Origin of the sequence: Azoarcus sp. L1K30 (assembly GCF_018122735.1) — a bacterium.
GTDB lineage: Bacteria > Pseudomonadota > Gammaproteobacteria > Burkholderiales > Rhodocyclaceae > Parazoarcus.
Window position 1 is genome coordinate 4,064,257 of the sequence record NZ_JAGRRD010000001.1, and the last position, 22,359, is coordinate 4,086,615.

Consider the following 22,359-nt stretch of genomic DNA (forward strand, 5'->3'; position numbering starts at 1 on the left):
GATGAGAAGTCACAAGATGCTCTTCGGCTTGCAGCTGGGTTTCACCCTGGCGGTGTGCGCCTTCCTGATCGTGCCGGTCGTGCTGTCGATTCTGGCCGGCCTCACGTCCAACTACTTCGTCGGCCTCGAAAGCGGGCTGACCCTGCGCTGGGTGTTCGAGGTGTGGGACGGCTACCGCGATACGATCTTCCGTTCGATCGGCATCTCGCTCGCCTGCCTGCTCGTCACCCTGGTGCTCGGCGTACCCACCGCCTATGTGCTGACGCGCTCGGGCTCGCGTCTGAGCCGGGTGGTCGAGGAACTGCTGATGCTGCCGATTGCAGTGCCCGGCCTTGCCACTGCTCTCGCGTTGATCTCGGCCTATGGCGGGATGGGGAGCTTTCGCACCTCATGGACCTTCATTCTGGTCGGACATGTGCTGTTCACCCTGCCGTTCATGGTGCGTTCGGTGCTGGCCGTGCTGGCGTCGATCGACCTCAAGACCCTGGAGGAGGGCGCGGCCTCGCTGGGTGCGGGATTTCGCCAGCGCTTCTTCGACATCGTGCTGCCGAACTGCCGCAACGGCATTCTTGCCGGCTCGCTGATGGTGGTGACACTTTCCATCGGCGAGTTCAACCTCACCTGGCTGCTTCACACCCCCTTGACCAAGACCCTGCCGGTTGGTCTGGCGGACGCCTATGCGTCGCTGCGGCTCGAAATCGGCAGCGCCTACACCCTGATCTTTCTGCTGATGATCGTGCCGTTGCTGCTGGCCTTGCAGGCCATTGCCCGTCCGCGGCGCAAACGATTCATCCGCGACGATCCCGTTCCGGAGTCGACATGACACGCCCTGCTTCCACGAAACCCCTGTCGATCAGCCTGAAATCCTGCGCCAAGACCTTTGCCGACGGCACTCGCGTGCTGGAGCCGCTCGATCTCGACATCCATGCCGGCGAGACGCTCGTGCTGCTCGGGCCTTCCGGCTGCGGCAAGACCACCACGCTGCGCCTCATCGCCGGCCTCGAGCAGCCGGATGCCGGCGGCAGGGTGTTGTTCGACGGGGTGGACGTCACCGCGCAGAGCATCGAATTGCGCAATGTCGGCATGGTGTTCCAGTCGTATGCGCTCTTCCCCAACATGACGGTGGCCGGGAACGTCGGCTACGGCTTGCGTATTCGCAAGCTGCCGGCGGCCGCGCAGCGCGCACGGGTGGCCGAGATGCTGGCGATGATGCGCATCGAGGCGCTGGCCGACCGCAGCATCGACCAGCTCTCGGGTGGCCAGCGCCAGCGGGTGGCGCTGGCGCGCGCGCTGGCGGTGCAGCCTCGCGCGCTGCTGCTCGACGAACCGCTGACCGCGCTCGATGCCCAGTTGCGCGACGCCCTGCGGGTCGAGATCAATCAGCTCTTGCGCGAACTCGGCATCACCGCGATCTACGTCACCCACGACCAGGCCGAAGCGATGGCGCTGGGCGATCGCATCATCGTGATGTCGCATGGCCGCGTTGCCCAGACCGGTACCCCGCGCGAGATCTATCACCAGCCCGCTTCGCACTTCGTTGCCGGCTTCATTGGCACGATGAACCGGCTCAGCGGCGAGATGGGGGCCAATGGCTTCGTGTGTGCCGCTGGCATCGTGCCCTGGTATGGCGGGCACAGTGCGGCCGATGAGATTCTGTTCCGCCCCGAGGATGTACGGATTGCGGAGGAGGGCGAGCCTGCCGATCTGGTCGGCTCGGTCGCCGCCGCCTTCTTTCTGGGAGACCGTACCCGGCTGTTCGTCGACGTTGGCGACCGCCAGCCGCTGGTGATGGAAAGCACGGCGCGCTGCACCCGAGGGGTCGGGGAGCAGGTTCGCCTGCGGGTGGACCCGCAGGGCGTGCTCGACCTCTCATCCCAACGCGGCAGTCTCTGAAGGAATGCGACGATGCTGATCGCGCAGATTACCGATACCCACATCAAGCTTCCCGGCAAACTCGCCTACCGTCGCGTCGATACCGCGGCCATGCTGCAGCGCTGCGTGGCCGATGTGCTGAAACTCGATCCGCAGCCGGACCTGATCGTGATGAGTGGCGACCTCGTCGACCTTGGACGGGCAGAGGAATATGTCTTCCTCAAGACTCTGCTTGCTCCGCTGAAACAGCCGCTCGTGGTCGTGCCGGGCAATCATGACGACCGCGATGCCTTGCGCGCGGCCTTTGCCGCGGATGGCTACCTGCCGGCAAGCGGCTTTCTGCAGTTCGTGATCGAGAACCGCTTCCCCTTGCGCATCATCGGGCTCGATACCCTGGTGCCGAACTCGGGGCGCGGCGAACTGTGCAGCGAACGCCTCGAATGGCTGGATGCGACGCTCAGTCAGGCCACCGACAAACCGACGCTGGTCGTCATGCATCATCCCCCGTTCGTCACCGGCATCGGCCACATGGACGACATCGGCCTCACCGGGCGCGAGGCCTTTGCCGAAATCGTCTCGCGTCATCCGCAGATCGAGCTTATTCTGTGCGGCCATCTGCACCGCAACATCCAGACCACCGTGGGCGGGCGCCGGGTGCTGACCAGTCCGAGCCCGGCGCATCAGGTGGCGCTGGATATCCGTCCCGACGCGCCGAGCCGCTTCCGGATGGAGCCGCCCGGCTACATGCTGCACTGGTGGGCCGACGGCCACATCGTCAGCCATGGCGCGGTGGTCGGCGACTATGACGGGCCGTATCCATTTTTCGATGCGGACGGACAGCTCATCGACTGAGCGGGTCTGCCCCAAAACCTTTCACACACGATCACTCCAATGTCTCTTGCGCTCTTCGATCTCGATCACACCATGCTCGACGGTGACAGCAACACCCTGTGGCTCGAATACCTGGTTGAACATGGCCATCTGCCCGCCACCGTACTGGCGGCCCAGGCCGACTACATGGTGCGCTACGCCGCAGAACAGCTCGACATCTCAGACTACTACGGCTTTCATCTGGGACTGCTGGGGCAGCGCCCGCTGAGCGACTGGCTGCCGGTGCGCGCGGCCTTCGTCGCATCCAGCATCGCACCGCGCATCAGTGTGGAGGCGCTGGTCGCGCTGGCCGAACATCGTGCGCGGGGCGACACGCTGGCGATCATCACTGCAACCCACAGTTTCATTGCGGAGGCGGTTGGCGAACTGCTCGATGTGCCTGTCATTGCGTCGCGGGCCGAAGTGCGGGACGGTATGCTGACCGGGCGCATCGACGGGCCGATCTGTTTTCGCGAGCACAAGCAGCCCTGCCTGATGGCCTGGCTGAAAGCCCGGGGGATGCGCGCGGAAGCGCTCGATGCCTGCCGTTTCTACAGCGACTCGGCAAACGATCTACCCTTGCTCGAAGCCGTGAGCCATCCTGTCGTCGTCAATGCCGACGAGCGTCTGGGTGCCATTGCGAAATCGCGCAAGTGGCCGGCCCTGAGCTGGCGCTGCGCCTGATCGCGGGAGGGGCGGGCGCGAGGCCGTCGAGCCCCGGCGCGCCCCACCATTCACCCTCAGGCTCTGAAGCGGGCCGTCACTTCAGTGATGCGCTTGCCGAACTGGCGGGCGGTTTCGAGGTCGCCCTGTAGCATCTCGTCGGGGCTGCTGTCAGACGGCGACTGCGCCATTGCGCCGCTGAAGGAGCCGACGAAGTTCAGGTCGTTGCGCTGTGCCGCCTTGGTGTTGCTCGGCATCATGCCCGTGCCCACCCAGATCCCGCTGTGCTGCATCGCCAGCGTAAACAGGTAGTGCAGGGTGGACAGCTTGTCGCCGTTCATCGTCGCGCTGTTGGTGAAGCCGGCAAAGACCTTGTCCTTCCACTGCTGGCTGAACCACGCCTTGGATGACGCGTCGGCGAACTTCTTGAACTGCCAGCTCACCGTGCCCATGTAGGTCGGGCTGCCCATGACGATGGCGTCTGCCGCTGCAAGCAGATCCCAGCCGCCTTCGGGCAGGTTGCCTTCGGCATTGATAGCGACGAGCGTAGCGTCAGCGCCTTCGGCAACCGCTTCTGCCATGCGCTGGGTGTGACCGTAACCGGAGTGATAAACCACGACGACTTTACTCATTTCATGCTCCTTGAGGCTGCTTTGGGTTGGGTTACTGCAATCCGACCACCGCATGTTGCGGGCGGTGGTCGAGGTTCATGGGAGAGGGGTCAGGCGGCAGCGCGACGGGCGTCCACACTCCAGGCGCCGGCACCGAAGGCGGCAAGGGTGAAGAGACCGCCTGCGACGGCGATGTTCTTGTAGAACAGCAACTGCTGGACGAACTGCTGTTCGGCCGCAACGCCCCAGTAGTTGTGGAAGAAGAACGATGCGACCAGCGTGAACAGGGCCAGTGCCAGGGCCGCCAGACGGGTGCCAAAGCCGGCGATGAGCGCCAGACCGCCAGCGATTTCCACGATCAGTGCGAGCGCTGCGGCAACTTCCGGCAGCGGCAGTCCGACCGACGAGATGTAGCCGACGGTGCCGGAGAAGCCGGTCAGCTTGCCGATCCCCGCAGGGAGAAAGAGTGCGGCGAGCAGCAGGCGGCCGATGAGGCTGAGGGGGTTCTGAAGGGTGTTGAGCATGGCGATTCCTTTATCGGGTTCTGTTTGAGATTGAGGGTTTGGGGTTGAGGGTGTGGTCTGTGTTGTTCAGGCGGCAAGGTCAAAAACCAGCACTTCGGCGTCGTGACCGCCGCCGAGTGCGATTTGCGTCTCGTTGTCGAGCAGGGCTGCGTCGCCGGTCGACAATGTCTGACCATTGACCTCGAGCGTGCCGCGCACCAGATGCACATAGCCCTTGCGTCCCGCCGCCAGCGTCAGTTCAGCGCGTTCGTCGCCGTCGAACAGTCCGGCGTAGAGCGCCGCATCGGCGTGAATCGTCACCGAGTCCTGCGCGCCGTCCGGCGAGGCGATCAGGCGCAGCGTGCCGCGCTTCTGCGCTGCCGGGATCGATTTCTGCTCGTAGCTCGGCGCAATGCCGGTCACGTTCGGTTCGATCCAGATCTGCAGGAAGTGCGTGGTCTGGTCCTGCGCATGGTTAAACTCGCTATGGGTGACGCCGGTGCCGGCGCTCATGCGCTGCACATCGCCGGGGGGAATGCCCTTGATGTGGCCCATGCTGTCCTGGTGGGCGAGTTCGCCGGCCAGCACATAGCTGATGATCTCCATGTCGCGGTGGCCGTGTCGGCCGAAACCGGTGCCCGCCGCCACGCGATCTTCGTTGATCACGCGCAGATTGCCCCAGCCCATGTGCGCAGGGTCGTAGTAGCCGGCAAACGAGAACGAGTGCTGACTCTTGAGCCAACCGTGATCGGCGTGGCCGCGGTCTTGCGATTTGCGTAAGGTCATCATGTCTGGATCTCCTTGTTGATGGGATCCATTGTGGCGGCGAGGGGTGCGGTGATGAGTCTGCGGATTTGATGGCATCATTCAAATGATTTGAACGAAGGAGTGGCCCATGTTGATGCCCCGCGAGGTCCTGACCCCTGATGCGCTGGCCATGCTGCAGACCATTGAGCGCACCGGCAGCTTTGCCGCGGCCGCGCGCGCAATGAACGTGGTGCCCAGTGCGCTGACCTACCGCGTGCGACAGATCGAGGATGCGCTCGATGTGCTGCTGTTCGACCGCCGTTCGCGCCAGGCCAGGCTCACCGAGGCCGGCGCCGAACTGCTGCGCGAAGGCGGACGGCTGCTGGCCGACATCGACGCCGTGGCCAATCGCGTCAAGCGTGTTGCGACCGGTTGGGAGGCGCAGTTCACCATCGCGGTGGACAGCATCATCAACCGCGTGACGGTGATGGAATTGTGCGAGGCCTTCTTCGCCATGAACCCGCCCACGCGGCTGAAGCTGCGCGACGAAACCCTGTCGGGCACGCTGGAGGCGCTCACCTCGGGGCAGGCCGACCTTGCCTTTGCCGGTATGGGGGTGGAGTCGGGGAGCAGCGCCGGCCTTCAGCGCGAGAACATCGGCGAGGTCCGTTTCATCTTCGCCGTGGCGCCGCATCATCCGCTGGCGGGCGAAGCCGAGCCCCTGAGCGACGAACTGATTCGCCGCCACCGCGCGGTGGCCATTGCCGACTCGAATCCGCGCGGGGCAGGCATCACCACCGGGCTGCTTCCCGGTCAGGACGTGTTCACCGTCACCAGCCTGGCGGCCAAGCTCGATGCGCAGGTCCGCGGCATGGGGGCGGGCTTTCTGCCGGTCTGCCTGGCGCAGCCCTATGTCGATTCCGGTCGCTTGGTAGTCAAGGCGGTCGAGCGCACCGAACGTCAGGTCCAGATCAGTTACGTCTGGCTCAAGCGCGAACGCAGCGAACCGGGCCGCGCGCTGCAATGGTGGCTCGAGCAGTTGAAGCGCCCGGTGACACGCAGGGCGCTGTTGGGCGAGCGGTCCGGCGTCGGCATCTGAGCGGCACTGGCCGCGCCTCGCGCGAATGGAATCCGGCCCGCCCTCAGCGCGTGATTTGCGCCAGCCCCGGTGCGCCGACGGGCGCCTTTGCCAGCCACGGAATCAGCGCGCTGCGTGCGGACAGTTCGTCCGCCACCCGGCGAATGAAGGGAATCTCGTATTCTCCGCGCTGGCTCAACAGCGGATCGTGCGTGCCGCTGGCGAGCAGCGACTGGTTGATCACCCAGGCAAACGGCTTGATGCCGGCCCGTGCCAGGTCGCCCTGCAGGCGCTCGGCTTCATGAACTGGCGTCGCCTCGGGCAAGGTGACGATCAGAACATGCGTGAATGCCCCGTCGCGCAGGCGCGGCAGCAACTCCCGGACCGATTCCGGCATGTCGCCCCGGGTGCGCATCACTTCGCGATGGTAGGCCTCGGCCGCGTCGAGCAGCAGGATGGTGTGGCCGGTCGGTGCGGTGTCGAGCACCACGAAGCCGTTCTTGCCTTGGTCGACGGTGCGTGCAAAGGCGCGAAACACCGCGATCTCCTCGGTGCACGGCGAGCGCAGATCCTCTTCCAGCATGGCGCGTCCGGCCGCATTCAGATTGCTGCCGGCCGTGGCCAGCACTTCCCGGGTGTATTGCGTCACCTCGAGGTCCGGGTCGATGCGGGTGACCGTCAGCCCGGGTACGCTGTCGTCGAGCGCGGCCGCCACATGGGCTGCCGGATCGGTGGTCGACAGCACGACCTTGTTTCCGCGCCGGGCCAGTGCCAGCGCGATGGCGGCAGCAACCGTGGTCTTGCCCACACCGCCCTTGCCCATCGTCATGACGACACCATGACCGGCGCGGGCGATGTCGTCCACGAGCCCGGCAACACCGGGGGGCAGCGCGGTGGCAGGGGGCTCTGCGGTACGCGGTGTGACCGCCGTGTCGGGATGCGCCATCAGTCGCAGCGCCTCCAGTCCGACCGTTCCCCGGGGCAGAAAGGGAATGGACACGCGCGGGAGTGCAGCGAGGCGCGGGGACATGCGTGCCAGGGCGTCGGCGGCGCGGTGCGACATGGCCTGCGCGACCGCGTCGTCGGACGTGCCGGACGCGAACACACCGTTGATTGCGCACAGCTGGTTGCCGATGCCGAGCTCGGCCAGTTCTCCAAAGGTCCGGTTCGCTTCCCGCAACGAAGCCTCGTCCGGGCGACTCACCAGGATGACGGTGGTTTCCGCCGGATTGGCCAGTCGCTCGACGGTGGCGGCATACAAGGCCTTCTGCTTTTCCAGCCCGGCCAGCGGGCCGAGGCAGGATGCGCCACCCGTGGTGGAGTCGATGAATTCGTTCCACGCCGACGGCAGCGTGAGCAGCCGCAGCGTGTGTCCGGTGGGCGCGGTATCGAAGATGACGTGGTCGAAGCCGGCCGTCGCCGCGGGGTCGCCAAGCAGCTTGGAAAATTCGTCGAAGGCGGCGATTTCAACCGTGCACGCGCCGGAAAACTGTTCTTCCATGCTGCGGATGGCCGCATCGGGAAGAATGCCGCGGTAGGGCGATACCATGCGCTCGCGATAGGCGTGCGCTGCCGCTTCCGGGTCGATGTTGAGCGCGAACAGGCCGGGGGCATCCGGCACGGCGGTCGGTGCCTGACCCAGCGCAATGCCGAGCACCTCGTCGAGGTTGGAGGCCGGATCGGTGCTGACGATCAGCACCCGCTTGCCCGCGTCCGCCAGCGCGAGGCCTGTGGCGCAGGATAGCGAGGTCTTGCCGACGCCACCCTTGCCGGTAAAGAACAGGTAGCGCGTGTGAACGTCGGGCAATGCCATGATCTGCTCCCTCGCCTCAGCAGCAGCCGGAGTCGGGCGAGCAGCACGGGCTGCCGGCCTTGATGCGGGGCTTCTCGTCGCGTGTCAGCGTGATGCCGAGCTTCTGCGCCAGCTGCAGGCGCGACGGGTACATGCCGGTCGACACGATGTGGCCATCTACCGCAAGGATGGGCAGGCGCTCCATGCCGGCTTCCATCTCCTTGACCACCGCCGGGTTGGCCACGAATGCCTGTGGCGCCTGACCGAGGTTGTGGCGTTCAACCACGATTCCGTGTTCTTCGACCCACTTCAGGTCGGCCGCAAACTGGGCCAGCACGGGGTCGACATCGACGCCACACACACCGGTGGAGCAACACATCGCGGGGTCGAAGACTTCGAGTTTTGTCATGACGATCTCCTTGGAGACTAACGGGCCTCGTACCAGCCCTTGGACGAATTTACCACCTTCACCACCAGCAACATTACCGGCACCTCGATCAACACGCCGACCACCGTCGCCAGCGCCGCACCGGATTCGAAGCCGAAGATGCTGATCGCCGCCGCCACTGCGAGCTCGAAGAAGTTTGACGCACCGATCAGCGCAGACGGGCAGGCCACATTGTGCTTTTCGCCGACGGCACGGTTGAGCCAGTAGGCCAGTGCCGAATTGAAGAACACCTGGATCAGGATGGGCACGGCCAGCAAGGCGATGATCAGCGGCTGCCTGAGGATCGCCTCGCCCTGGAAGGCGAACAGCAGGACCAGCGTCAGCAGCAGCGCCGAGATCGACCATGGTCCGATCTTCTCCATCGCGGCATCGAACGCGGCCTGACCTTTCGCCAGCAGCATCTTGCGCCACACCTGCGCGAGGATCACCGGGATCACGATGTACAGCACCACCGAGGTGACCAGCGTCGCCCACGGCACGGTGATCGCCGAGATGCCCAGCAGCAGGCCGACCAGCGGGGCGAAGGCGAACACCATGATGGTGTCGTTGAGCGCCACCTGCGACAAGGTGAACAAGGGGTCGCCGTTGGTCAGCCTGCTCCACACGAAAACCATCGCGGTGCACGGGGCCGCCGCCAGCAGGATCAGGCCGGCCACATAGCTGTCGAGCTGTTCGGCAGGCAGCATCGGCGCAAACAGGTGGCGAATGAAGAGCCAGCCCAGTAAGGCCATGGAGAACGGCTTTACCAGCCAGTTCACGAACAGGGTCACGCCGATGCCGCGCACATGCTGCCTCACTTCATGCAGCGCGCCGAAATCGACCTTGACCAGCATCGGGATCACCATCACCCAGATCAGCAGTCCGACCGGCAGATTGACCTGCGCGTATTCCATGCGGCCGATGGTCTGGAACACGCCCGGCGCGAACTGCCCCAGCGCAATCCCGGTGACGATGCACAGAAACACCCACACCGTCAGGTAACGTTCGAACACACTCATTGGTGCACCAGCGGCGACCTTTGCGGTGACTTCACATTGTGCTGACATCGTTCACAACTCCAGCGCGCTGCGGACAACGGGCACCAGCCGCGCGCGAATGTCGTCGCGCACCTTGATGAAACTCTCCAGCGACTCGCCGTGCGGATCGTGAAAGGGGACGTGCATGCGCGGCACCGCGCGCGGGAAGATCGGACAGCTTTCCTTGGCGTTGTCGCACACCGTCACTACCAGGTCGATGGGCTCGTCGATGAGGGCGTCGATGGTCTTCGGATAAAGCCCCTCGGTCGGCAGACCCGCGGCCTTCAAGGCCTCGATGGCGCCATCGGCAACCTTGGGCTGCGGCAATGTGCCGGCGGACAGGGCTCGCACCCGATCGCCGAGGTCGTGGTTGAGGATCGCTTCGGCCATCTGCGAGCGACAGGAGTTTCCGGTGCACAGCACCAGTACGGTCTTGATGTCGTTCATTGTCTGCATTGACTCGGTAAGGTGGGGTCACTCGCCCTGCTTGCGCAAGTCGCCGATCGTGTCCAGCTGGCGCTGCAGCGACAGACGGTCGAGCTTGGCAAACGGCAGGTTGGTAAAGAGTGCAATACGGCGATTCAGCATGTGCAGTGCCTTGGATACGGCATGACGCTTTGCGGTATCGTCACCCGTTTCCGCCGCGGGGTCTTCGATGCCCCAGTGCGCCGTCATCGGCTGACCCGGCCACACCGGGCAGACCTCGCCGGCGGCGTTGTCGCATACGGTAAACACGAAATCGAGCCTGGGCGCATCCGGGCCGGAGAACTCGTCCCAGCCCTTGCTGCGCAGTCCCTCGGTTTTGAGCCCCTGCTGCTTGAGCAGTTCGAGAACAAAGGGATTGACCGTGCCGTTGGGATGGCTGCCGGCGCTGAAGGCATTGAAACGGCCCTTGCCGACATGGTTCAGAATGGCTTCGGCCAGAATGCTCCGTGCCGAGTTGCCCGTGCACAGAAACAGGACGTTGAGCGGGCGTTCCATGATCAGGACTCCTTGCAGATGTTCGTGTTTGTTTCGAGGTTTCGACGTTTCGCCGTCGTGTCGCAAGCGCTTGCCCTGGGCAGGCAGGCTTCGCCCTGGCAACAGTTGCTGGTCAGAAAAGCGATCAGTTCGTCCATGGTCGGAAACTCGGCCGTGTAGCGGATGAAGCGGCTCTCCTTCTGCCCGCGAATCAGCCCCACCCGGCTCAGATGCGCAAGGTGGAAGGACAGCGTCGCCGGCGCCATGCCGAGCTGTTCCCCGATCGCGCTTGCAAAAATGCCCGCCGGGCCCGCTTCGACCAGCAGTCTGAAGATGCTCAGGCGCGATTCATGGCCCAGGGCAGCAAGGAGTTCGGCAGCGTTTAATGTTTCCATACTTCGAATATTATCGAATTGTTCGCTGTGGATGATGAAGTTTTTGTTGCAGGAGCATCTGTGCAGGTTGGCGCGGTTCGTGAGAGGCTCGCCGGGGGACTGAAGAACTACTGCAGCAGATGATGAGGGAATCTGCAGTGGTGCAGTGGAATAGCAGGCAACTTGTCAGAATTGCTTTTTCGCTGAATTACTCGGTTGACCGTCGCTGACGACTGAAATTGACAGCGGTTCAAGCAGGTGGCTGATGGTATCGATACTCCTGCGTTCGACCGCCATAGCCGTAGGCTGCGGCGCGCACATCTTGGACGTAGATGTAGCTATTCTCATGCAGCGGCCCGATCAGGCGCGCGAAGCCGGCGAAGGTTTCGGTGATGTACTGCGCCTTTTCATCCTTGGTGTTGGTCTCGTCGGTGATCTTGATGTCGAAATAGACGCTGTTCATGGCGTGTTCAACTAGCGAGTTGCCCGCGATCAGCCAGTTTCCCGGCGCTACGTAATCGATGACGATGGCCGTAACCGAACGTTTCTTCTTCAGGATGCGCTCGGTAGCCTCGATCAGCATGTCGGCGACGGCTTGCGTCAGTTGCGGCGAGGGTGAAGCGCTGAGCTTGACGGTGAGGATGGGCATCGAGACTCTCCTTATTGCTTACGAATTGGCGGGCTGAAGCAGCGTGGCTAGGCCGTGGCCGAAAGACCATTCGTCGCGCTCCGTGGTGGTGATGACGACCATCAGGTCGGCCGGGCGCAGGCCGGGGCTGGCCTGTAGACGTGCGGCCAGGCAGCGATAGAATGCGGCCTTGGTCGCGGTGCTGCGCGGCCGGCCGGCGGTGATTTCAACCAGCACGAAATCGGCGCTGCGAGGGCCGCCAAGGTAATGCGGGTCATAGCGCAGTTTGTCGGTGGCGAGTTGGTGAATTGTCTGGAAACGGTCGTCGGGCGGTACGTCGAAGGCCTCGACCATGGCCTGATGAATGCCATCGGCCAGGGAGTCGAGGTAAGGCAGCGGTTTGCCCCGGCACAGGCTGATGCGGACGAGCGGCATGGCGATCTCCTCAGTTAGCGGGGGGAATGGCGTTCAGCCGCTGGATGGCAGAGTGCGCGGCCGGCCAACCGGCGTAGAAGGCGAGGTGAGTGATGGTCTCGATCAGTTCCTCGCGCGTGACGCCGTTGACCAGCGCCCGTTCGAGATGGCCGGGCAGCTGCTCATGTCGGTAGAGTGCCAGCAGCGCGGCGACGGTGATCAGCGAACGGTCGCGCTTAGAAAGCTCGGGGCGCTCCCAGACGTCGCCGAAGACAACATCGTCGGTGAGTTGTGCGAGTTTGACGGCTTCGTCGCCCATGGCCTGGCGGCCGTAGCTCAGCAGGTTGGTCATGGTGTGCTCCTTGTGGGTGATTGACGAGGGCAGCATATTTCTGCACGATTGTTCCGTCTATCGAAAATATTTGGATCAATGATTCTGAAAATATGAATGATCGTTTGCCACGCATCCACTTCGATCTGGATGCGCTCCGAAGTTTCGTGACCGGTGTCGATCTCGGCGGTTTCGCGCGGGCAGCGGATCGGGTGGGGCGCTCTGCATCGGCGGTCAGCGCCCAGCTCAAGAAACTGGAAGACCAGATCGGCGCGCCGATCCTGCGCAAGGCTGGCCGCGGACTGGAACTAACGCCGACTGGCGAGCGCTTTCTCGGCTACGCGCGCCGGCTGCTGGCGCTGAATGACGAGGCCGCGATTGCCGTGCGCGGCATGAGCCTGTCCGGCAGCGTGCGGATCGGGCTATCAGAGGATTTCGGCGAGCATCTGCTGTCGCGCATGCTCGGCGACTTTGCCCGGGCACACCCACAGGTGGCCGTGGAAGTACAACTGGCGCGCAACATGGAACTCGTGCGCTTGATGAATGATGGCCGCCTCGACTTAGCATTGGCCTGGGAAACCGGCAGCGGGCTGCCTCACGGCGAGAGTCTCGGGCAGTTCCCCTTGTGCTGGATCGGACCAAGCGATCATCCTCTGAACACAGACGCTCGGACGCAGGCCTTGCCGCTGGTCGTTTTCGAAGCGCCCTGCGTGATGCGTAGCGCTGCGACGGCGGCACTTGATGCGGCGGGGCTGTCCTGGCGCGTCGCCGTGACCAGCATGAGCCTGGTTGGGGTATGGACGGCAGTCGGCGCCGGGCTGGGCGTCACGGTGCGCTCGCGCTTCGGGCTACCGCACAATCTGGCGGTGCGCGACGATCTGCCAGCCTTGCCGCCGGTTGTTCTCAAGCTCTATCGGGCCTCGGAAAGACAGTCCGATGCCGTGAATCAGCTGGCATATATTGTGGTCGACGCTATTGCTGACTTGGGTAGAGATAAACAAGGCTGCGCCACGCTGCAAAAGTCGAATATCTCACCACATTAAAATCCAATGCAGTGTTGATTCTCTGCTGAGTAAGCGTGTCCGTATTGTTGTGTTAAGCAGCCGTCTGCATCTGTTTTGCTGGCCGGTGGCTCCGGTCGAATCCCAGTCATTCGCGCCCTTCCTGCAAGACCCTTCCGGCCATCCACCGCGAGGCATCATTTTCGCGATACGGTTTTCGGCGTCTCGGGAACCCGCCAGGCGGCCGAAAACGATCTCAACAGATACCGAACTGCGCCTCTCCCCTCGCCGGCCGGTCTAGTGCAGGAGCAGACGGGCCAGATCTTCGGGATTACCCGCGAGCAGGTTCGACCTGCACGCGGCAGGCCGGATTTGCATGTTCGAACCAGGTCATCGGTGCTTGCGGTATTCCGCAACCAGAACCTTGGCTTTCAGCATCATGATGTCTTTGAGCATGCGCACCTTCCGGCCGTGCTCCTGATGGGCCAGATCGTAGATCTGCTTTTTCAGCGTTTCGTCACTGTCGTCAGGAAGACTCAGGGACCATTGCGTGAAGAAGGCGTCATAGCCATCAATCGTCTTGATCAGCTCGAACCTGAGCTTCTCCCGGTCTTTCGACGGGATGGATGCCAGCGCTTCGTCGATGTCTGAATCGTAATCATGACTTCGCTGATTGTTCGACACGGGAAAATGGATGATCTGGGACATGGGTGCATTCGCCTATCCGTTGATTCCAGAGAATGGCCTCTGGCCGTCGGTCATGAGATGCTTGCGAGCAAGACTTGGCGTGCCTTGCTGATCCGTACGAACTGTTCGTGATTGCCACCGGCGTCCGGGTGCGCCTTCTGGGCGAGCCGCCGAAACGCGGCATTGACCTCACGCCGTTCAAGTTTTCCCTGGGTCGGCAGATCCAGAGCCTCCCGATGCTGCTGCTCGTCTACGGGCTGGCGCCCGCGTTGCCGGCTTGAGAAGCGCGAAAATTCCTCGTTCATCCGCTGCTGGGCAGCGCGGCGCATGTTCAGAGAGCCGCGCCGCAGCTCCACCTGATCGTCTTGCCAACGCTGGCGCGACATGACGATACATGCGGCGAAGGCGATTCGGCCGTGCGCTTCGAGTGCGTCAAGATCGAACGGGCCCACCATGTCGAACGGCTCTTCCAGCCATGCCCTCCGACCTTTTGGGCCCGCTTCGACACGGCCGAGCGTTGCGGTGGTGACCAGGCCGTGCTCGCCGTTCCAGATCACCCATTCATCATCGTCCGCAGTGGCGCCAGTGTCATACATGCCTCACCTCTCGGGTGTTGGCATCGTGATATCGACCTGGCGGTGTGCTTCCGCGCTGGAGCCATCCACTTACTGCGGCCCCTGCGTGTGGGCGGTTTGTGGGATGATTTGAAGCAAACATGACAAGAATCGCCCCTCTGGAAGCTGTATCCAGAGGAATAGCAAATTGCGCACCCGGAATGGCCTGCAGGCGTTGCCACGCGCACCGGCATCCGGGTTGGGTGAGCAGTCGAGGCGCGTTCCGCCGTATGCGTTGATCGACGTCGCGGCATACGGCGCGATCACGTCTTACGTGGCGGGGCCGTCCTGCAGCCACCCCGCAATTTTCTTCGCGTCCGGCAAGCCACCGGCGTGTACGAGCTTGCCGTCGATGACCAGCCCTGGTGTGCTCATGACGCCGTAGCCGACGATGGTGGCCATGTCGTCGATTTTCTCCAGCTTGATGGCGATGCCGGCCTGATCGGCAGACTGCTGCACCATTTCGGCCAGCGTCTTGCAGCGGGCGCAGCCGGGGCCCAGAACCTTGACGTCTTTCATGATGTGCTCCCTACAGAACGAGATTGAAAATGTAGCCCACCAGCAGGATGCCGCCGGCGACGACGCCTGCGAACGTGGCGATGAGGCGGGGTTTGAGTGCCTTGCGCAGGATGATCATCTCGGGCGCCGACAGCGCGATGACGCTCATCATGAAGGCGAGCACGGTGCCCAGTGCGGCGCCCTTGCCGATGAGGGCCTCGACGATGGGGATGATGCCGGCGGCGTTGGTGTACATCGGCACGCCGAGCACGACGGCGGCGGGCACGGCCCACCATACGTCCTTGCCCATGAACGAGGCCATGAAATCCTGCGGCACGTAGCCATGTATGCCGGCGCCCAGTGCGATGCCGGCGATGATGTAGGGCCACACCTTGGCGACGATCTCGCGGATGTGGGCAAGGCCCGCTTCTCCACGCTCGATCCAGGTCATGGTGTCGTGCTCGTAGTGCTGATCCGTCCGCGCCTGTATGGCCTGCACCCAGTCTTCGAGATGGCATTCCATGTGGAGTTTGCCGATGACGATGCCGGAGACGATGGCGACCAGCAGCCCGAGGCCGAGATACAGCGCCGCGACCTTCCAGCCGAACATGCCGAACAGCAGCGCCAGCGCGATTTCGTTGACCATCGGCGCGGAGATCAGGAAGGAGAAAGTCACCCCCAGCGGCACGCCGGCCGACAGGAAACCAATGAACAGCGGCACGGCCGAGCACGAGCAGAAGGGGGTGACGATGCCGAGGGTGGCGGCCAGGATGTTGCCCACGCCGGCACGGCGGCCGGACAGCAGCGCGCGGGTGCGTTCCGGGGCGAAATAGGTCTGCACGACGCCCATCACGAACACGATGCCGGTCAGCAGCAGCAAGACTTTCGGGGTGTCGTAGAAGAAGAAGTGAAGCGCTTCGCCAAAAGCGGTGTCGCGGCTCAGGCCGAGCAGGCGCAGAACACTGTCGGCAAAATCGGTGAGGTGCGTATAGGCCGCGATCCACACGATGGTGGCAAGGGCGATGCCGGTTGCCCAGCGCAGTGAGCGCTGCGGGTCATTCGCGGGGTGGGGGGCGTCGATTTGCATGATGGGCTTCGTTTCGGGTCTTCCTGCTGTAGAAGACGTAGCCGGTGCGCAAAGGATGCACCCTTGCGCAGCTATCTTTCGGCGTGGGTGCGTGGGACGAAACAGCACACTTGGCCGGTGTCGTCGAAGCGTACCTGGCAGGCGCTGACGAGGTGGTCCCTGAGCCGCCTGCGCGCGCGCTGAACACGGGATTTCGCCGCCGGGAGCGTGAGCCCGAGTCGCTCGGCATAGGCTTGCTGCGGGAGCCCCTCGATGTCGCACAGTGTCAGGGCCTCGCGGTCTTCGGCCGAGAGTTCGGCGAGTGCGCGTGGCAGGCAGGCCGAGAGCGCCTCGACAGGGTGTTGCGTCTGTTCGGGCGCCGAGTAGTCGGCTTCGTCCAGCGCGATATGCTCCTTCGCCGCACGATAGCGGTCGATGAGCAGATTGCGCGCGACGTGGAACAGCCAGGCCCGGGGGTTGTCGATCCCGCACAGGCCGTGGCTGCGCAACATGGCGCGCAGGAAGATCTCCTGTACGAGATCCCTGGCTTCGTCGGCATTGGCAATGCGGCCGCTCACGAAACGGAGAAGCTCGCCAGCGTGGCTCGTCCAGGCGTCACTGATGCATTTCATGGTAGGGGTGGCTCGGGGGGCTGCACGATGCCAGGTTGTTTGATCCAGTTTCAGTGTAGGCCGAACGTGCGGGTTCACAAGCCATGCGCCTGTGTTTCGTGCCCGCTGAGCCGGGCATCGAGCAGGGTGCGGCCGCGGGCGATCGCGCTCTCCAGTTTCATCGCGCTCACGAAGGGGCTGACGCGTGCGTCAGTCTCGGGGGCGAACAGCGTGAGTTCGTCGCGCATCCGGGTCGCCGCCACGTAGAAGCGATTGTGTTCTTCACTGCGGTCCCAGCCGGCGAGCGGGAAGCTGCCCTCGGCCAGCCCGGGCAGCATGACGGCATCGAACTCCTGTCCTTTTGCCGCCTCGACGGTGCATAGCAAGACGGTCTTGCGCTTGCGCAGTTCGGCCGACTTCTCCTCCGCCTTGCGCAGCCATTGTGCGAACTCGCGCAAGGGCTGGTTGATGCTGCGGGCGGCGGCGACCAAACCATCGACCGAGCGTGCGACCATGTCGGCCGTGCCGGGGTCGATGAAGAGGCGCTTTGCCGTCCCGCGCAGGTCGAGGATGGCGATGGCCCGTGCCAGTGACAGGTGTGCGGGTTCGTCGTCGGGGCTGTCGCGCAGCGCTGCCAGCGCTTGCGTCAGACGCAGGCGGGCATTGCGCTGGGCGGGGGCTTCATCCACGGTTTCCGCTTCTTGCTGCTTCTGCCGCAACATGGCGTTGGCTTCGTCATGGTGTCCTTCGCGACGCAGGCGGGCGATCTGCTCCAGCAGGCGATGTGCCGCCCGGGTTTCAGCTTCGTCCGAGAGATCCGCTGCGGCCTTGTCGGCGACGGTTTGCGGGCGCAGCAGCCGGCCCTTGAGGAAGGCGTCGAAGAGATCGGGCTGGGCGGCGGCGGTCTTGAGGTCTTCCACCCGACGATCGCCCCATGAGAGCTCCTGCCACAGTTCGAGCGCCTGCAGAACCTGGAAACGCTTGTCCGCGCCAGGGATGGATTCGTAGTCTTCGAGTGCAAAGGCGATCACGCCGCGCAGCATGAGAATTTCGGGGCGCAAGAGGTAGCTTTGCAGCCCCTCGAGGCGCCATCCGAGCCCGGCCTGCAGCAGGGCGTTCTCGATCGCGATCGACTGGTGCGGCGCGCGCAGGATGACGGCACAGGCATCGAGCCGCTTGCTGCGTTGCTGCCAGTCGAGCAGTGCGGTAACGAGTTTCGCGGCTTCGTCTTCGTCGTCGGTGTAGCGCACCAGCTGCAGTCGTGCATCGTGGTCGCGACGGGATGCGACTGCCTTGTTCTTCAGAAAGTGCGTGGCCATGGCCATCGCCGGGCCGTGGCGGAAGGTAGCGGTGAGCGGCAGGCGCTGCACGCCGTGCCAGTTCGCACCCAGGCGTGTGCGCAGAAAACTGGCGTCGGCACCGGCCCAGCGGTGGATGACCTGATCGAAATCGCCGGCGCCGGTGAACCAGGCGCGGCCGTGCTCGATCAGATGCTCGAGACAGGTCAGCGCGGCTGGGTTCATGTCCTGCAACTCGTCGACGATGACTACGCGATAGCCGGGCAGGCTGACCGGCACCTGACCCTGGGTGAGCAGCATGGCCAGATCGTAGGTGGCGTCGAACTCGGTGCGCCAGCGGCAACCGTCTCCATCGCCGGCGCGGGCCTTCTCCAGCTGGCGGAAGAGGGCGAACAGGCCTTCGGGCACATTGAGCGCTTCGGCGCGGGAGGCGACGGTGTCGTCGTCGTCGATCTCCGGCGAGACCTGTTGCGCCTTCAACTGGCGAACGATCTTCAGAAAGTCGGCGATCGGGGCGTTGTGTTCGGGCAGCCAGAGTTCGCGCGGGGTGCGTCGTGCCGCGTTGATGCGCTGGACGTCGGTCACGGCGCTGCGCACATGCGGCGCCACGTCCTCGAAATCGGGCAGGTACGGGGTGTCGCGTCCCTCGTGATCAAGCAACACCTGGCGCGCGAACGCGTCGAAGGTCGCGCAGCGCACACGGCGCGCCAGCTTGGCGTCGAGACCGATTTCGATCAGGCGCGATCCCAGCACCCGTGCGGCTTCGCTTGAAAAGCACAGGGCGACGATGTGCTCGGGCGATACGCCACGCCTGACCGACTCGGCAATGCGCAATGCCAGCGTGGTGGTCTTGGCCGCGCCGGCATTGGCCATGGCAATGATGTAGCGCGCACTGTGGGTCTGGATCGTACTTTGCTCTGCGGTGGGCACGAAACCGGCGGGCTGAAAGCGGGGGGCTGCCTTCATGCGGTTTCGGCGCCGTCCCGCGCCAGTGTCTGCAGCAGGATCTCGAATGCGTCCGCCGGCAACGGCCGGGAAAACAGATAGCCTTGTGCGTAGTCGCACCCCGCGCTGCGCAGCAGGTCGCGCTGCGCGTCGGTCTCGACGCCCTCGGCGACCACCTTCATGCCGAGCTTGTGCGCCATCACGATCATCGCTTCGGCAATGGCCAGGTCAGAGGCGTCGGTGGTGAGATCGCGAACAAAGGAACGATCGATCTTGAGGTAGTCGATATCGAACTTCTTCAGGTAGGACATGGCCGAGTACCCGGTGCCGAAGTCGTCGATGCTGACCTGCACCCCGGCGTCGCGGAAGGCCAGCAAGGTGTCGATGACGGCGGGGCGGGTGTCGAGCAGCAGCCCCTCGGTGATTTCCACCGCCAGCACGCTTGCCGGCAGACCGTGCTGCCGCAGGTAGTCGATCCACTCGGTGCTCTTGCCGCCCATGAATTGCCGGGGAGACATGTTGATGCTGATCTGGACGCTTTGCGCAGTGTCTGTGGCGGCGTGCCATCGCGCTGCCATCGCCATGGCCTGCTCGAATACCCAGTGACCGATGTCGACGATGACGCCGATGTCTTCCGCGATCGGGATGAACTCGTCTGGGCCCAGCAGGCCCCGTGTCGGGTGCTGCCAGCGTACCAGGGCCTCGGCCTTTACGATGCGGTTGTCGGTGAGGTCGACGATGGGCTGGTAGTGCAGCACCAGCTGCTTGTCGGCCACCGCGTGGCGCAGGTCGTTGCCGGTCTCGAGGCGGCGCATGGCGCTGACCTGCATCGGCTGGGCGAAATGGCAGAATCCGTTGCGGCCCTGGGCCTTGGCCGCGTACATGGCTTGGTCCGCATAACTGAGCAAGGTGTCGATCTCGGTGCTGTCGTCGGGGTAGAACGCGATCCCGATACTGGCCGATACGTAAGCCAGCTTGCCGTCGAGTTCGAAGGGCATCTGCATCTGGTCGATGATGTGTTGCGCTACCGTGGCGGCGGCCGACTTGTCGTCCATGTCCGGCAAGACCACCACGAACTCGTCGCCGCCCAGCCGCGAAACGGTATCGCTGGCGCGCAGGACCTTGTGGATGCGTGCGGCGGCCTCGATCAGCAGCTTGTCGCCGAGGTCGTGGCCGAGGGTGTCGTTGATCTCCTTGAAGCGGTCGAGATCGATGAACAATTGCGCCAGCCGCGTGCCATGGCGTTGGGCACGTTTGATCTCTTCCCGCAGACGATCATGGAACAGGCGCCGATTGGGCAGCCCGGTCAAGGCATCGTAGTTGGCCTCGCGCCAGATCGCCTGTTCCATGCGCTTGCGTTCGGAGATGTCGAGCAGGACGCCCACCAGCCCGCCCAGCTCGCCGCGCGCGTCGTTGAAGGTGGCTTTGTAGAACACCACATCGCGCCGGGTGCCATCCGCATACACGACATTGGTTTCATAGGTCTGTGTGCCGCGCTGATCGAACAGACGCTTGTCGGCCGCGAAATACTGGTCCGCCAGATCCTTGGGCGAGATGTCATACACCGTACGGCCGATGAGTTCGGTCCGCTTCTTGCCGAGATAATCTTCGAAGGCCGTGTTGCAGCCCAGGTAGCGGCCGGTGCTGTCCTTGTAGAACACCGGGCTCGGGATGGTATCGAGCAGTTGCGCGATGAAGCGCAGCTGATCCGCTACCGCACGTTCTGCCTGGCAGCGCTCCGACACGTCGAGCAGCATGCCGATGATGGCGGGGCGGCCGGAGTAAGTCGTGGCAACACCGAAGACTTCGACATCCAGGGTACTGCCGTCCTTGCGCATACCCTCGAAGCTGTAGAAGCTTGCCTTGGCATCGCCCGATATGCGGCGATCGATCTCCCGTTTCGCCAGAGGCTGGTCGCGGGGAGCGGTCAGGTCCATCGGACCCATGCCCGAACACAGTGCTTCCTGCGTATAGCCGAACAGCGCAGCGAGACGCGGATTGACGAAGACGAAGCGACCGTCCTGAATGACGTAGATGCCGATCAGCGCATTGCTGAAAAGCCCCTTCAAAAGCGGGGCCGCCTGTTGCATCAGGCTGTCTTCGAGGTGCGCCGAGGTGCTCACTTCAGCGCGTCAACCCGGTCGTGTGTGCACGGCAGATTCCATGGCCAGCTGTCTTTGCCGCGTGGCAGGCACAACCGTCGGGCTGCGTCAGGTGGTGCACCTGGTGCAGAACACGTCGCCGGATTCGGTCATGCTGTTTCGCCATGCGGCATTGTCGCACAAGCATCACGTGCGGAGGAGTCCGTCAAGGCGGGCGAGCCAGCCGTGGCTAGTATCTTGCTGGTACGTACATCTCGGGCGGCACGGGCGCGCGCAGGTAGTCGGGGTTGTGCACCCGCGCCGGCATTTCCACCGGCTCGCGCGGGACCTCCTCGTAGTGGATCTGCTCCAGCAGGTGGTGGATGCAGTTGAGGCGCGCCTTCTTCTTGTCGACCGCCTCGATCACCCACCACGGTGCTTCGGCGATATGGGTGCGTTCGAGCATCGTTTCCTTGGCCTTGGTGTAGTCCTCCCAGCGGCGGCGCGACTCCATATCCATCGGCGACAGCTTCCACTGCTTGAGCGGATCATGGATGCGCATCTGGAAACGCAGGTTCTGTTCTTCGTCGGTGATGGAGAACCAGTACTTGATCAGGATGATGCCCGATCGGATGAGCATCTTCTCGAACTCGGGTACGGTGCGGAAGAACTCCTCGTATTCGTCCTCGGTGCAGAAGCCCATGACCTTTTCGACGCCGGCGCGGTTGTACCAGCTGCGATCGAAGAGGACGATCTCCCCACCCGCCGGCAGGTGGCTCACATAACGCTGGAAGTACCACTGCGTACGCTCGCGCTCGCTCGGCGCGGGCAGGGCAGCAACACGGCAGACGCGCGGGTTGAGGCGCTGGGTGATGCGCTTGATGACGCCGCCCTTGCCGGCCGCATCGCGGCCCTCGAAGATCACCACGACCTTGAGTTTCTTGTGCACGACCCAGTCCTGCAGCTTGACCAGTTCGCCCTGCAGGCGAAACAGCTCCTTGAAATAGAAACGCCGATCGAGCGTGCTGCTGTCGAGATCCGGATGGACGGGCATGTCGCCATACAGCTGGTTCATGCGATTGTCGTCGATCTCCATCTCCAGCTCCTCGTCGAAGCTGTCGAGCATTTCGGTGTAGGCACGGTGACTGGCGTCGTTGTTCTGTGCAGGGGGCTTGCGGTGCATGGCGGCTCCTGTTCTGTGCGCGGGCGAGAATGTAAGTGCCCCTGTGCGGGTTGGCCCGACGACGGGCC

At 63.9% G+C, this 22,359-nt stretch carries 26 protein-coding genes; 6 read left to right on the plus strand and 20 right to left on the minus strand.

Annotation, left to right across the window (positions count from 1 at the left end):
- Position 1: 1 nt before the first annotated feature.
- The 4 genes from J5J83_RS18615 to J5J83_RS18630 are packed head-to-tail and all read left to right on the plus strand — an operon-like array spanning position 2 to position 3,426.
- Positions 2–823: an ABC transporter permease gene (locus tag J5J83_RS18615; protein ID WP_212351427.1), complete on the plus strand. Its 822-nt coding sequence runs from the start codon at positions 2–4 to the stop codon at positions 821–823.
- The gene (locus J5J83_RS18620; protein WP_212351428.1) at positions 820–1,893 is read left to right on the plus strand and encodes an ABC transporter ATP-binding protein; all 1,074 of its coding nucleotides are present in this window, start codon (positions 820–822) and stop codon (positions 1,891–1,893) included. The genes J5J83_RS18615 and J5J83_RS18620 overlap by 4 nt, the downstream gene beginning before the upstream one ends.
- Positions 1,894–1,905: 12 nt before the next feature.
- On the plus strand, positions 1,906–2,724 hold the full coding sequence (locus J5J83_RS18625) for a phosphodiesterase (RefSeq protein ID WP_212351429.1): 819 nt from the start codon (positions 1,906–1,908) through the stop codon (positions 2,722–2,724).
- A gap of 39 nt (positions 2,725–2,763) precedes the next feature.
- Entirely contained in the window at positions 2,764–3,426 is a 663-nt protein-coding gene (locus J5J83_RS18630; RefSeq protein WP_212351430.1) for an HAD-IB family hydrolase, read from the plus strand.
- Positions 3,427–3,482: 56 nt separating this feature from the next.
- Here the strand turns inward: J5J83_RS18630 and J5J83_RS18635 are convergent, their stop codons facing one another.
- The 3 genes from J5J83_RS18635 to J5J83_RS18645 form a co-directional block, all read right to left on the minus strand.
- Positions 3,483–4,037, minus strand: coding sequence for a flavodoxin family protein (locus tag J5J83_RS18635; protein WP_212351431.1), 555 nt, complete (start codon positions 4,035–4,037; stop codon positions 3,483–3,485).
- A gap of 89 nt (positions 4,038–4,126) precedes the next feature.
- Positions 4,127–4,540, minus strand: a complete 414-nt coding sequence (locus J5J83_RS18640; RefSeq protein WP_212351432.1) for a DoxX family protein — start codon at positions 4,538–4,540, stop codon at positions 4,127–4,129.
- Between the two features lie 66 nt (positions 4,541–4,606).
- On the minus strand, positions 4,607–5,308 hold the full coding sequence (locus tag J5J83_RS18645) for a pirin family protein (protein ID WP_212351433.1): 702 nt from the start codon (positions 5,306–5,308) through the stop codon (positions 4,607–4,609).
- A 106-nt stretch (positions 5,309–5,414) separates the two neighbouring features.
- Between J5J83_RS18645 and J5J83_RS18650 the strand changes: the two genes are divergently transcribed.
- The gene (locus J5J83_RS18650; RefSeq protein ID WP_212351434.1) at positions 5,415–6,365 is read left to right on the plus strand and encodes a LysR family transcriptional regulator; all 951 of its coding nucleotides are present in this window, start codon (positions 5,415–5,417) and stop codon (positions 6,363–6,365) included.
- A gap of 43 nt (positions 6,366–6,408) precedes the next feature.
- On the opposite strand, the gene arsA is transcribed toward J5J83_RS18650, so the two are convergent.
- The 9 genes from arsA to J5J83_RS18695 all read right to left on the minus strand — a co-directional run bounded on the left by arsA (position 6,409) and on the right by J5J83_RS18695 (position 12,328).
- Positions 6,409–8,157 (minus strand): arsenical pump-driving ATPase, encoded by a 1,749-nt coding sequence (gene arsA / locus J5J83_RS18655; protein WP_212351435.1) that lies wholly within the window; start codon positions 8,155–8,157, stop codon positions 6,409–6,411.
- Between the two features lie 16 nt (positions 8,158–8,173).
- Positions 8,174–8,545: an arsenite efflux transporter metallochaperone ArsD gene (gene arsD, locus J5J83_RS18660; RefSeq protein WP_212351436.1), complete on the minus strand. Its 372-nt coding sequence runs from the start codon at positions 8,543–8,545 to the stop codon at positions 8,174–8,176.
- Between the two features lie 17 nt (positions 8,546–8,562).
- Positions 8,563–9,630: an ACR3 family arsenite efflux transporter gene (gene arsB, locus J5J83_RS18665; RefSeq protein WP_212351437.1), complete on the minus strand. Its 1,068-nt coding sequence runs from the start codon at positions 9,628–9,630 to the stop codon at positions 8,563–8,565.
- Between the two features lie 3 nt (positions 9,631–9,633).
- On the minus strand, positions 9,634–10,047 hold the full coding sequence (locus J5J83_RS18670) for an arsenate reductase ArsC (protein WP_212351438.1): 414 nt from the start codon (positions 10,045–10,047) through the stop codon (positions 9,634–9,636).
- Between the two features lie 27 nt (positions 10,048–10,074).
- A complete protein-coding gene (locus tag J5J83_RS18675; RefSeq protein ID WP_212353419.1) occupies positions 10,075–10,584 on the minus strand; it encodes an arsenate reductase ArsC in 510 nt (169 codons plus the stop codon).
- A complete protein-coding gene (locus tag J5J83_RS18680; RefSeq protein ID WP_212351439.1) occupies positions 10,584–10,955 on the minus strand; it encodes a metalloregulator ArsR/SmtB family transcription factor in 372 nt (123 codons plus the stop codon). Before J5J83_RS18680 ends, J5J83_RS18675 begins: the two co-directional genes overlap by 1 nt.
- 229 nt (positions 10,956–11,184) lie before the next feature.
- A complete protein-coding gene (locus J5J83_RS18685) occupies positions 11,185–11,583 on the minus strand; it encodes a 4-oxalocrotonate tautomerase family protein (RefSeq protein ID WP_212351440.1) in 399 nt (132 codons plus the stop codon).
- A gap of 18 nt (positions 11,584–11,601) precedes the next feature.
- Positions 11,602–11,997, minus strand: a complete 396-nt coding sequence (locus J5J83_RS18690; RefSeq protein WP_212351441.1) for a tautomerase family protein — start codon at positions 11,995–11,997, stop codon at positions 11,602–11,604.
- Between the two features lie 10 nt (positions 11,998–12,007).
- Entirely contained in the window at positions 12,008–12,328 is a 321-nt protein-coding gene (locus J5J83_RS18695) for a carboxymuconolactone decarboxylase family protein (RefSeq protein WP_212351442.1), read from the minus strand.
- A gap of 20 nt (positions 12,329–12,348) precedes the next feature.
- On the opposite strand from J5J83_RS18695, the gene J5J83_RS18700 reads away from it, so the two are divergent.
- The gene (locus J5J83_RS18700; protein ID WP_212351443.1) at positions 12,349–13,350 is read left to right on the plus strand and encodes a LysR substrate-binding domain-containing protein; all 1,002 of its coding nucleotides are present in this window, start codon (positions 12,349–12,351) and stop codon (positions 13,348–13,350) included.
- Between the two features lie 348 nt (positions 13,351–13,698).
- On the opposite strand, the gene J5J83_RS18705 is transcribed toward J5J83_RS18700, so the two are convergent.
- The 8 genes from J5J83_RS18705 to ppk2 form a co-directional block, all read right to left on the minus strand.
- On the minus strand, positions 13,699–14,016 hold the full coding sequence (locus J5J83_RS18705; protein WP_212351444.1) for a hypothetical protein: 318 nt from the start codon (positions 14,014–14,016) through the stop codon (positions 13,699–13,701).
- A gap of 50 nt (positions 14,017–14,066) precedes the next feature.
- Positions 14,067–14,552: a J domain-containing protein gene (locus J5J83_RS18710; protein ID WP_349251921.1), complete on the minus strand. Its 486-nt coding sequence runs from the start codon at positions 14,550–14,552 to the stop codon at positions 14,067–14,069.
- 327 nt (positions 14,553–14,879) lie between these two features.
- Positions 14,880–15,128 (minus strand): thioredoxin family protein, encoded by a 249-nt coding sequence (locus J5J83_RS18715; protein WP_212351446.1) that lies wholly within the window; start codon positions 15,126–15,128, stop codon positions 14,880–14,882.
- 10 nt (positions 15,129–15,138) lie between these two features.
- A complete protein-coding gene (locus J5J83_RS18720) occupies positions 15,139–16,194 on the minus strand; it encodes a permease (protein ID WP_212351447.1) in 1,056 nt (351 codons plus the stop codon).
- A gap of 71 nt (positions 16,195–16,265) precedes the next feature.
- The gene (gene sigZ, locus J5J83_RS18725) at positions 16,266–16,805 is read right to left on the minus strand and encodes an RNA polymerase sigma factor SigZ (RefSeq protein ID WP_212351448.1); all 540 of its coding nucleotides are present in this window, start codon (positions 16,803–16,805) and stop codon (positions 16,266–16,268) included.
- Between the two features lie 74 nt (positions 16,806–16,879).
- The gene (locus tag J5J83_RS18730; protein ID WP_212351449.1) at positions 16,880–19,048 is read right to left on the minus strand and encodes an ATP-dependent helicase; all 2,169 of its coding nucleotides are present in this window, start codon (positions 19,046–19,048) and stop codon (positions 16,880–16,882) included.
- Complete coding sequence (locus J5J83_RS18735; protein WP_212351450.1) at positions 19,045–21,150, minus strand: EAL domain-containing protein; 2,106 nt, start codon at positions 21,148–21,150, stop codon at positions 19,045–19,047. The genes J5J83_RS18730 and J5J83_RS18735 overlap by 4 nt, the downstream gene beginning before the upstream one ends.
- A 208-nt stretch (positions 21,151–21,358) precedes the next feature.
- Positions 21,359–22,291, minus strand: a complete 933-nt coding sequence (gene ppk2 / locus J5J83_RS18740) for a polyphosphate kinase 2 (protein WP_249115784.1) — start codon at positions 22,289–22,291, stop codon at positions 21,359–21,361.
- Between the last annotated feature and the right edge of the window lie 68 nt (positions 22,292–22,359).

Excerpts from the sequence above, each read along its gene's own strand:
- J5J83_RS18615 (WP_212351427.1), top strand. The coding sequence starts at position 2 with ATGAGAAGTCACAAGATGCTCTTCGGCTTGCAGCTGGGTTTCACCCTG.
- J5J83_RS18620 (WP_212351428.1), top strand. The coding sequence starts at position 820 with ATGACACGCCCTGCTTCCACGAAACCCCTGTCGATCAGCCTGAAATCC.
- J5J83_RS18625 (WP_212351429.1), top strand. The coding sequence starts at position 1,906 with ATGCTGATCGCGCAGATTACCGATACCCACATCAAGCTTCCCGGCAAA.
- J5J83_RS18630 (WP_212351430.1), top strand. The coding sequence starts at position 2,764 with ATGTCTCTTGCGCTCTTCGATCTCGATCACACCATGCTCGACGGTGAC.
- J5J83_RS18635 (WP_212351431.1), bottom strand. The coding sequence starts at position 4,037 with ATGAGTAAAGTCGTCGTGGTTTATCACTCCGGTTACGGTCACACCCAG.
- J5J83_RS18640 (WP_212351432.1), bottom strand. The coding sequence starts at position 4,540 with ATGCTCAACACCCTTCAGAACCCCCTCAGCCTCATCGGCCGCCTGCTG.
- J5J83_RS18645 (WP_212351433.1), bottom strand. The coding sequence starts at position 5,308 with ATGATGACCTTACGCAAATCGCAAGACCGCGGCCACGCCGATCACGGT.
- J5J83_RS18650 (WP_212351434.1), top strand. The coding sequence starts at position 5,415 with ATGTTGATGCCCCGCGAGGTCCTGACCCCTGATGCGCTGGCCATGCTG.
- arsA (WP_212351435.1), bottom strand. The coding sequence starts at position 8,157 with ATGGCATTGCCCGACGTTCACACGCGCTACCTGTTCTTTACCGGCAAG.
- arsD (WP_212351436.1), bottom strand. The coding sequence starts at position 8,545 with ATGACAAAACTCGAAGTCTTCGACCCCGCGATGTGTTGCTCCACCGGT.
- arsB (WP_212351437.1), bottom strand. The coding sequence starts at position 9,630 with ATGTCAGCACAATGTGAAGTCACCGCAAAGGTCGCCGCTGGTGCACCA.
- J5J83_RS18670 (WP_212351438.1), bottom strand. The coding sequence starts at position 10,047 with ATGAACGACATCAAGACCGTACTGGTGCTGTGCACCGGAAACTCCTGT.
- J5J83_RS18680 (WP_212351439.1), bottom strand. The coding sequence starts at position 10,955 with ATGGAAACATTAAACGCTGCCGAACTCCTTGCTGCCCTGGGCCATGAA.
- J5J83_RS18685 (WP_212351440.1), bottom strand. The coding sequence starts at position 11,583 with ATGCCCATCCTCACCGTCAAGCTCAGCGCTTCACCCTCGCCGCAACTG.
- J5J83_RS18690 (WP_212351441.1), bottom strand. The coding sequence starts at position 11,997 with ATGCCGCTCGTCCGCATCAGCCTGTGCCGGGGCAAACCGCTGCCTTAC.
- J5J83_RS18695 (WP_212351442.1), bottom strand. The coding sequence starts at position 12,328 with ATGACCAACCTGCTGAGCTACGGCCGCCAGGCCATGGGCGACGAAGCC.
- J5J83_RS18705 (WP_212351444.1), bottom strand. The coding sequence starts at position 14,016 with ATGTCCCAGATCATCCATTTTCCCGTGTCGAACAATCAGCGAAGTCAT.
- J5J83_RS18715 (WP_212351446.1), bottom strand. The coding sequence starts at position 15,128 with ATGAAAGACGTCAAGGTTCTGGGCCCCGGCTGCGCCCGCTGCAAGACG.
- J5J83_RS18720 (WP_212351447.1), bottom strand. The coding sequence starts at position 16,194 with ATGCAAATCGACGCCCCCCACCCCGCGAATGACCCGCAGCGCTCACTG.
- sigZ (WP_212351448.1), bottom strand. The coding sequence starts at position 16,805 with ATGAAATGCATCAGTGACGCCTGGACGAGCCACGCTGGCGAGCTTCTC.
- J5J83_RS18730 (WP_212351449.1), bottom strand. The coding sequence starts at position 19,048 with ATGAAGGCAGCCCCCCGCTTTCAGCCCGCCGGTTTCGTGCCCACCGCA.
- ppk2 (WP_249115784.1), bottom strand. The coding sequence starts at position 22,291 with ATGCACCGCAAGCCCCCTGCACAGAACAACGACGCCAGTCACCGTGCC.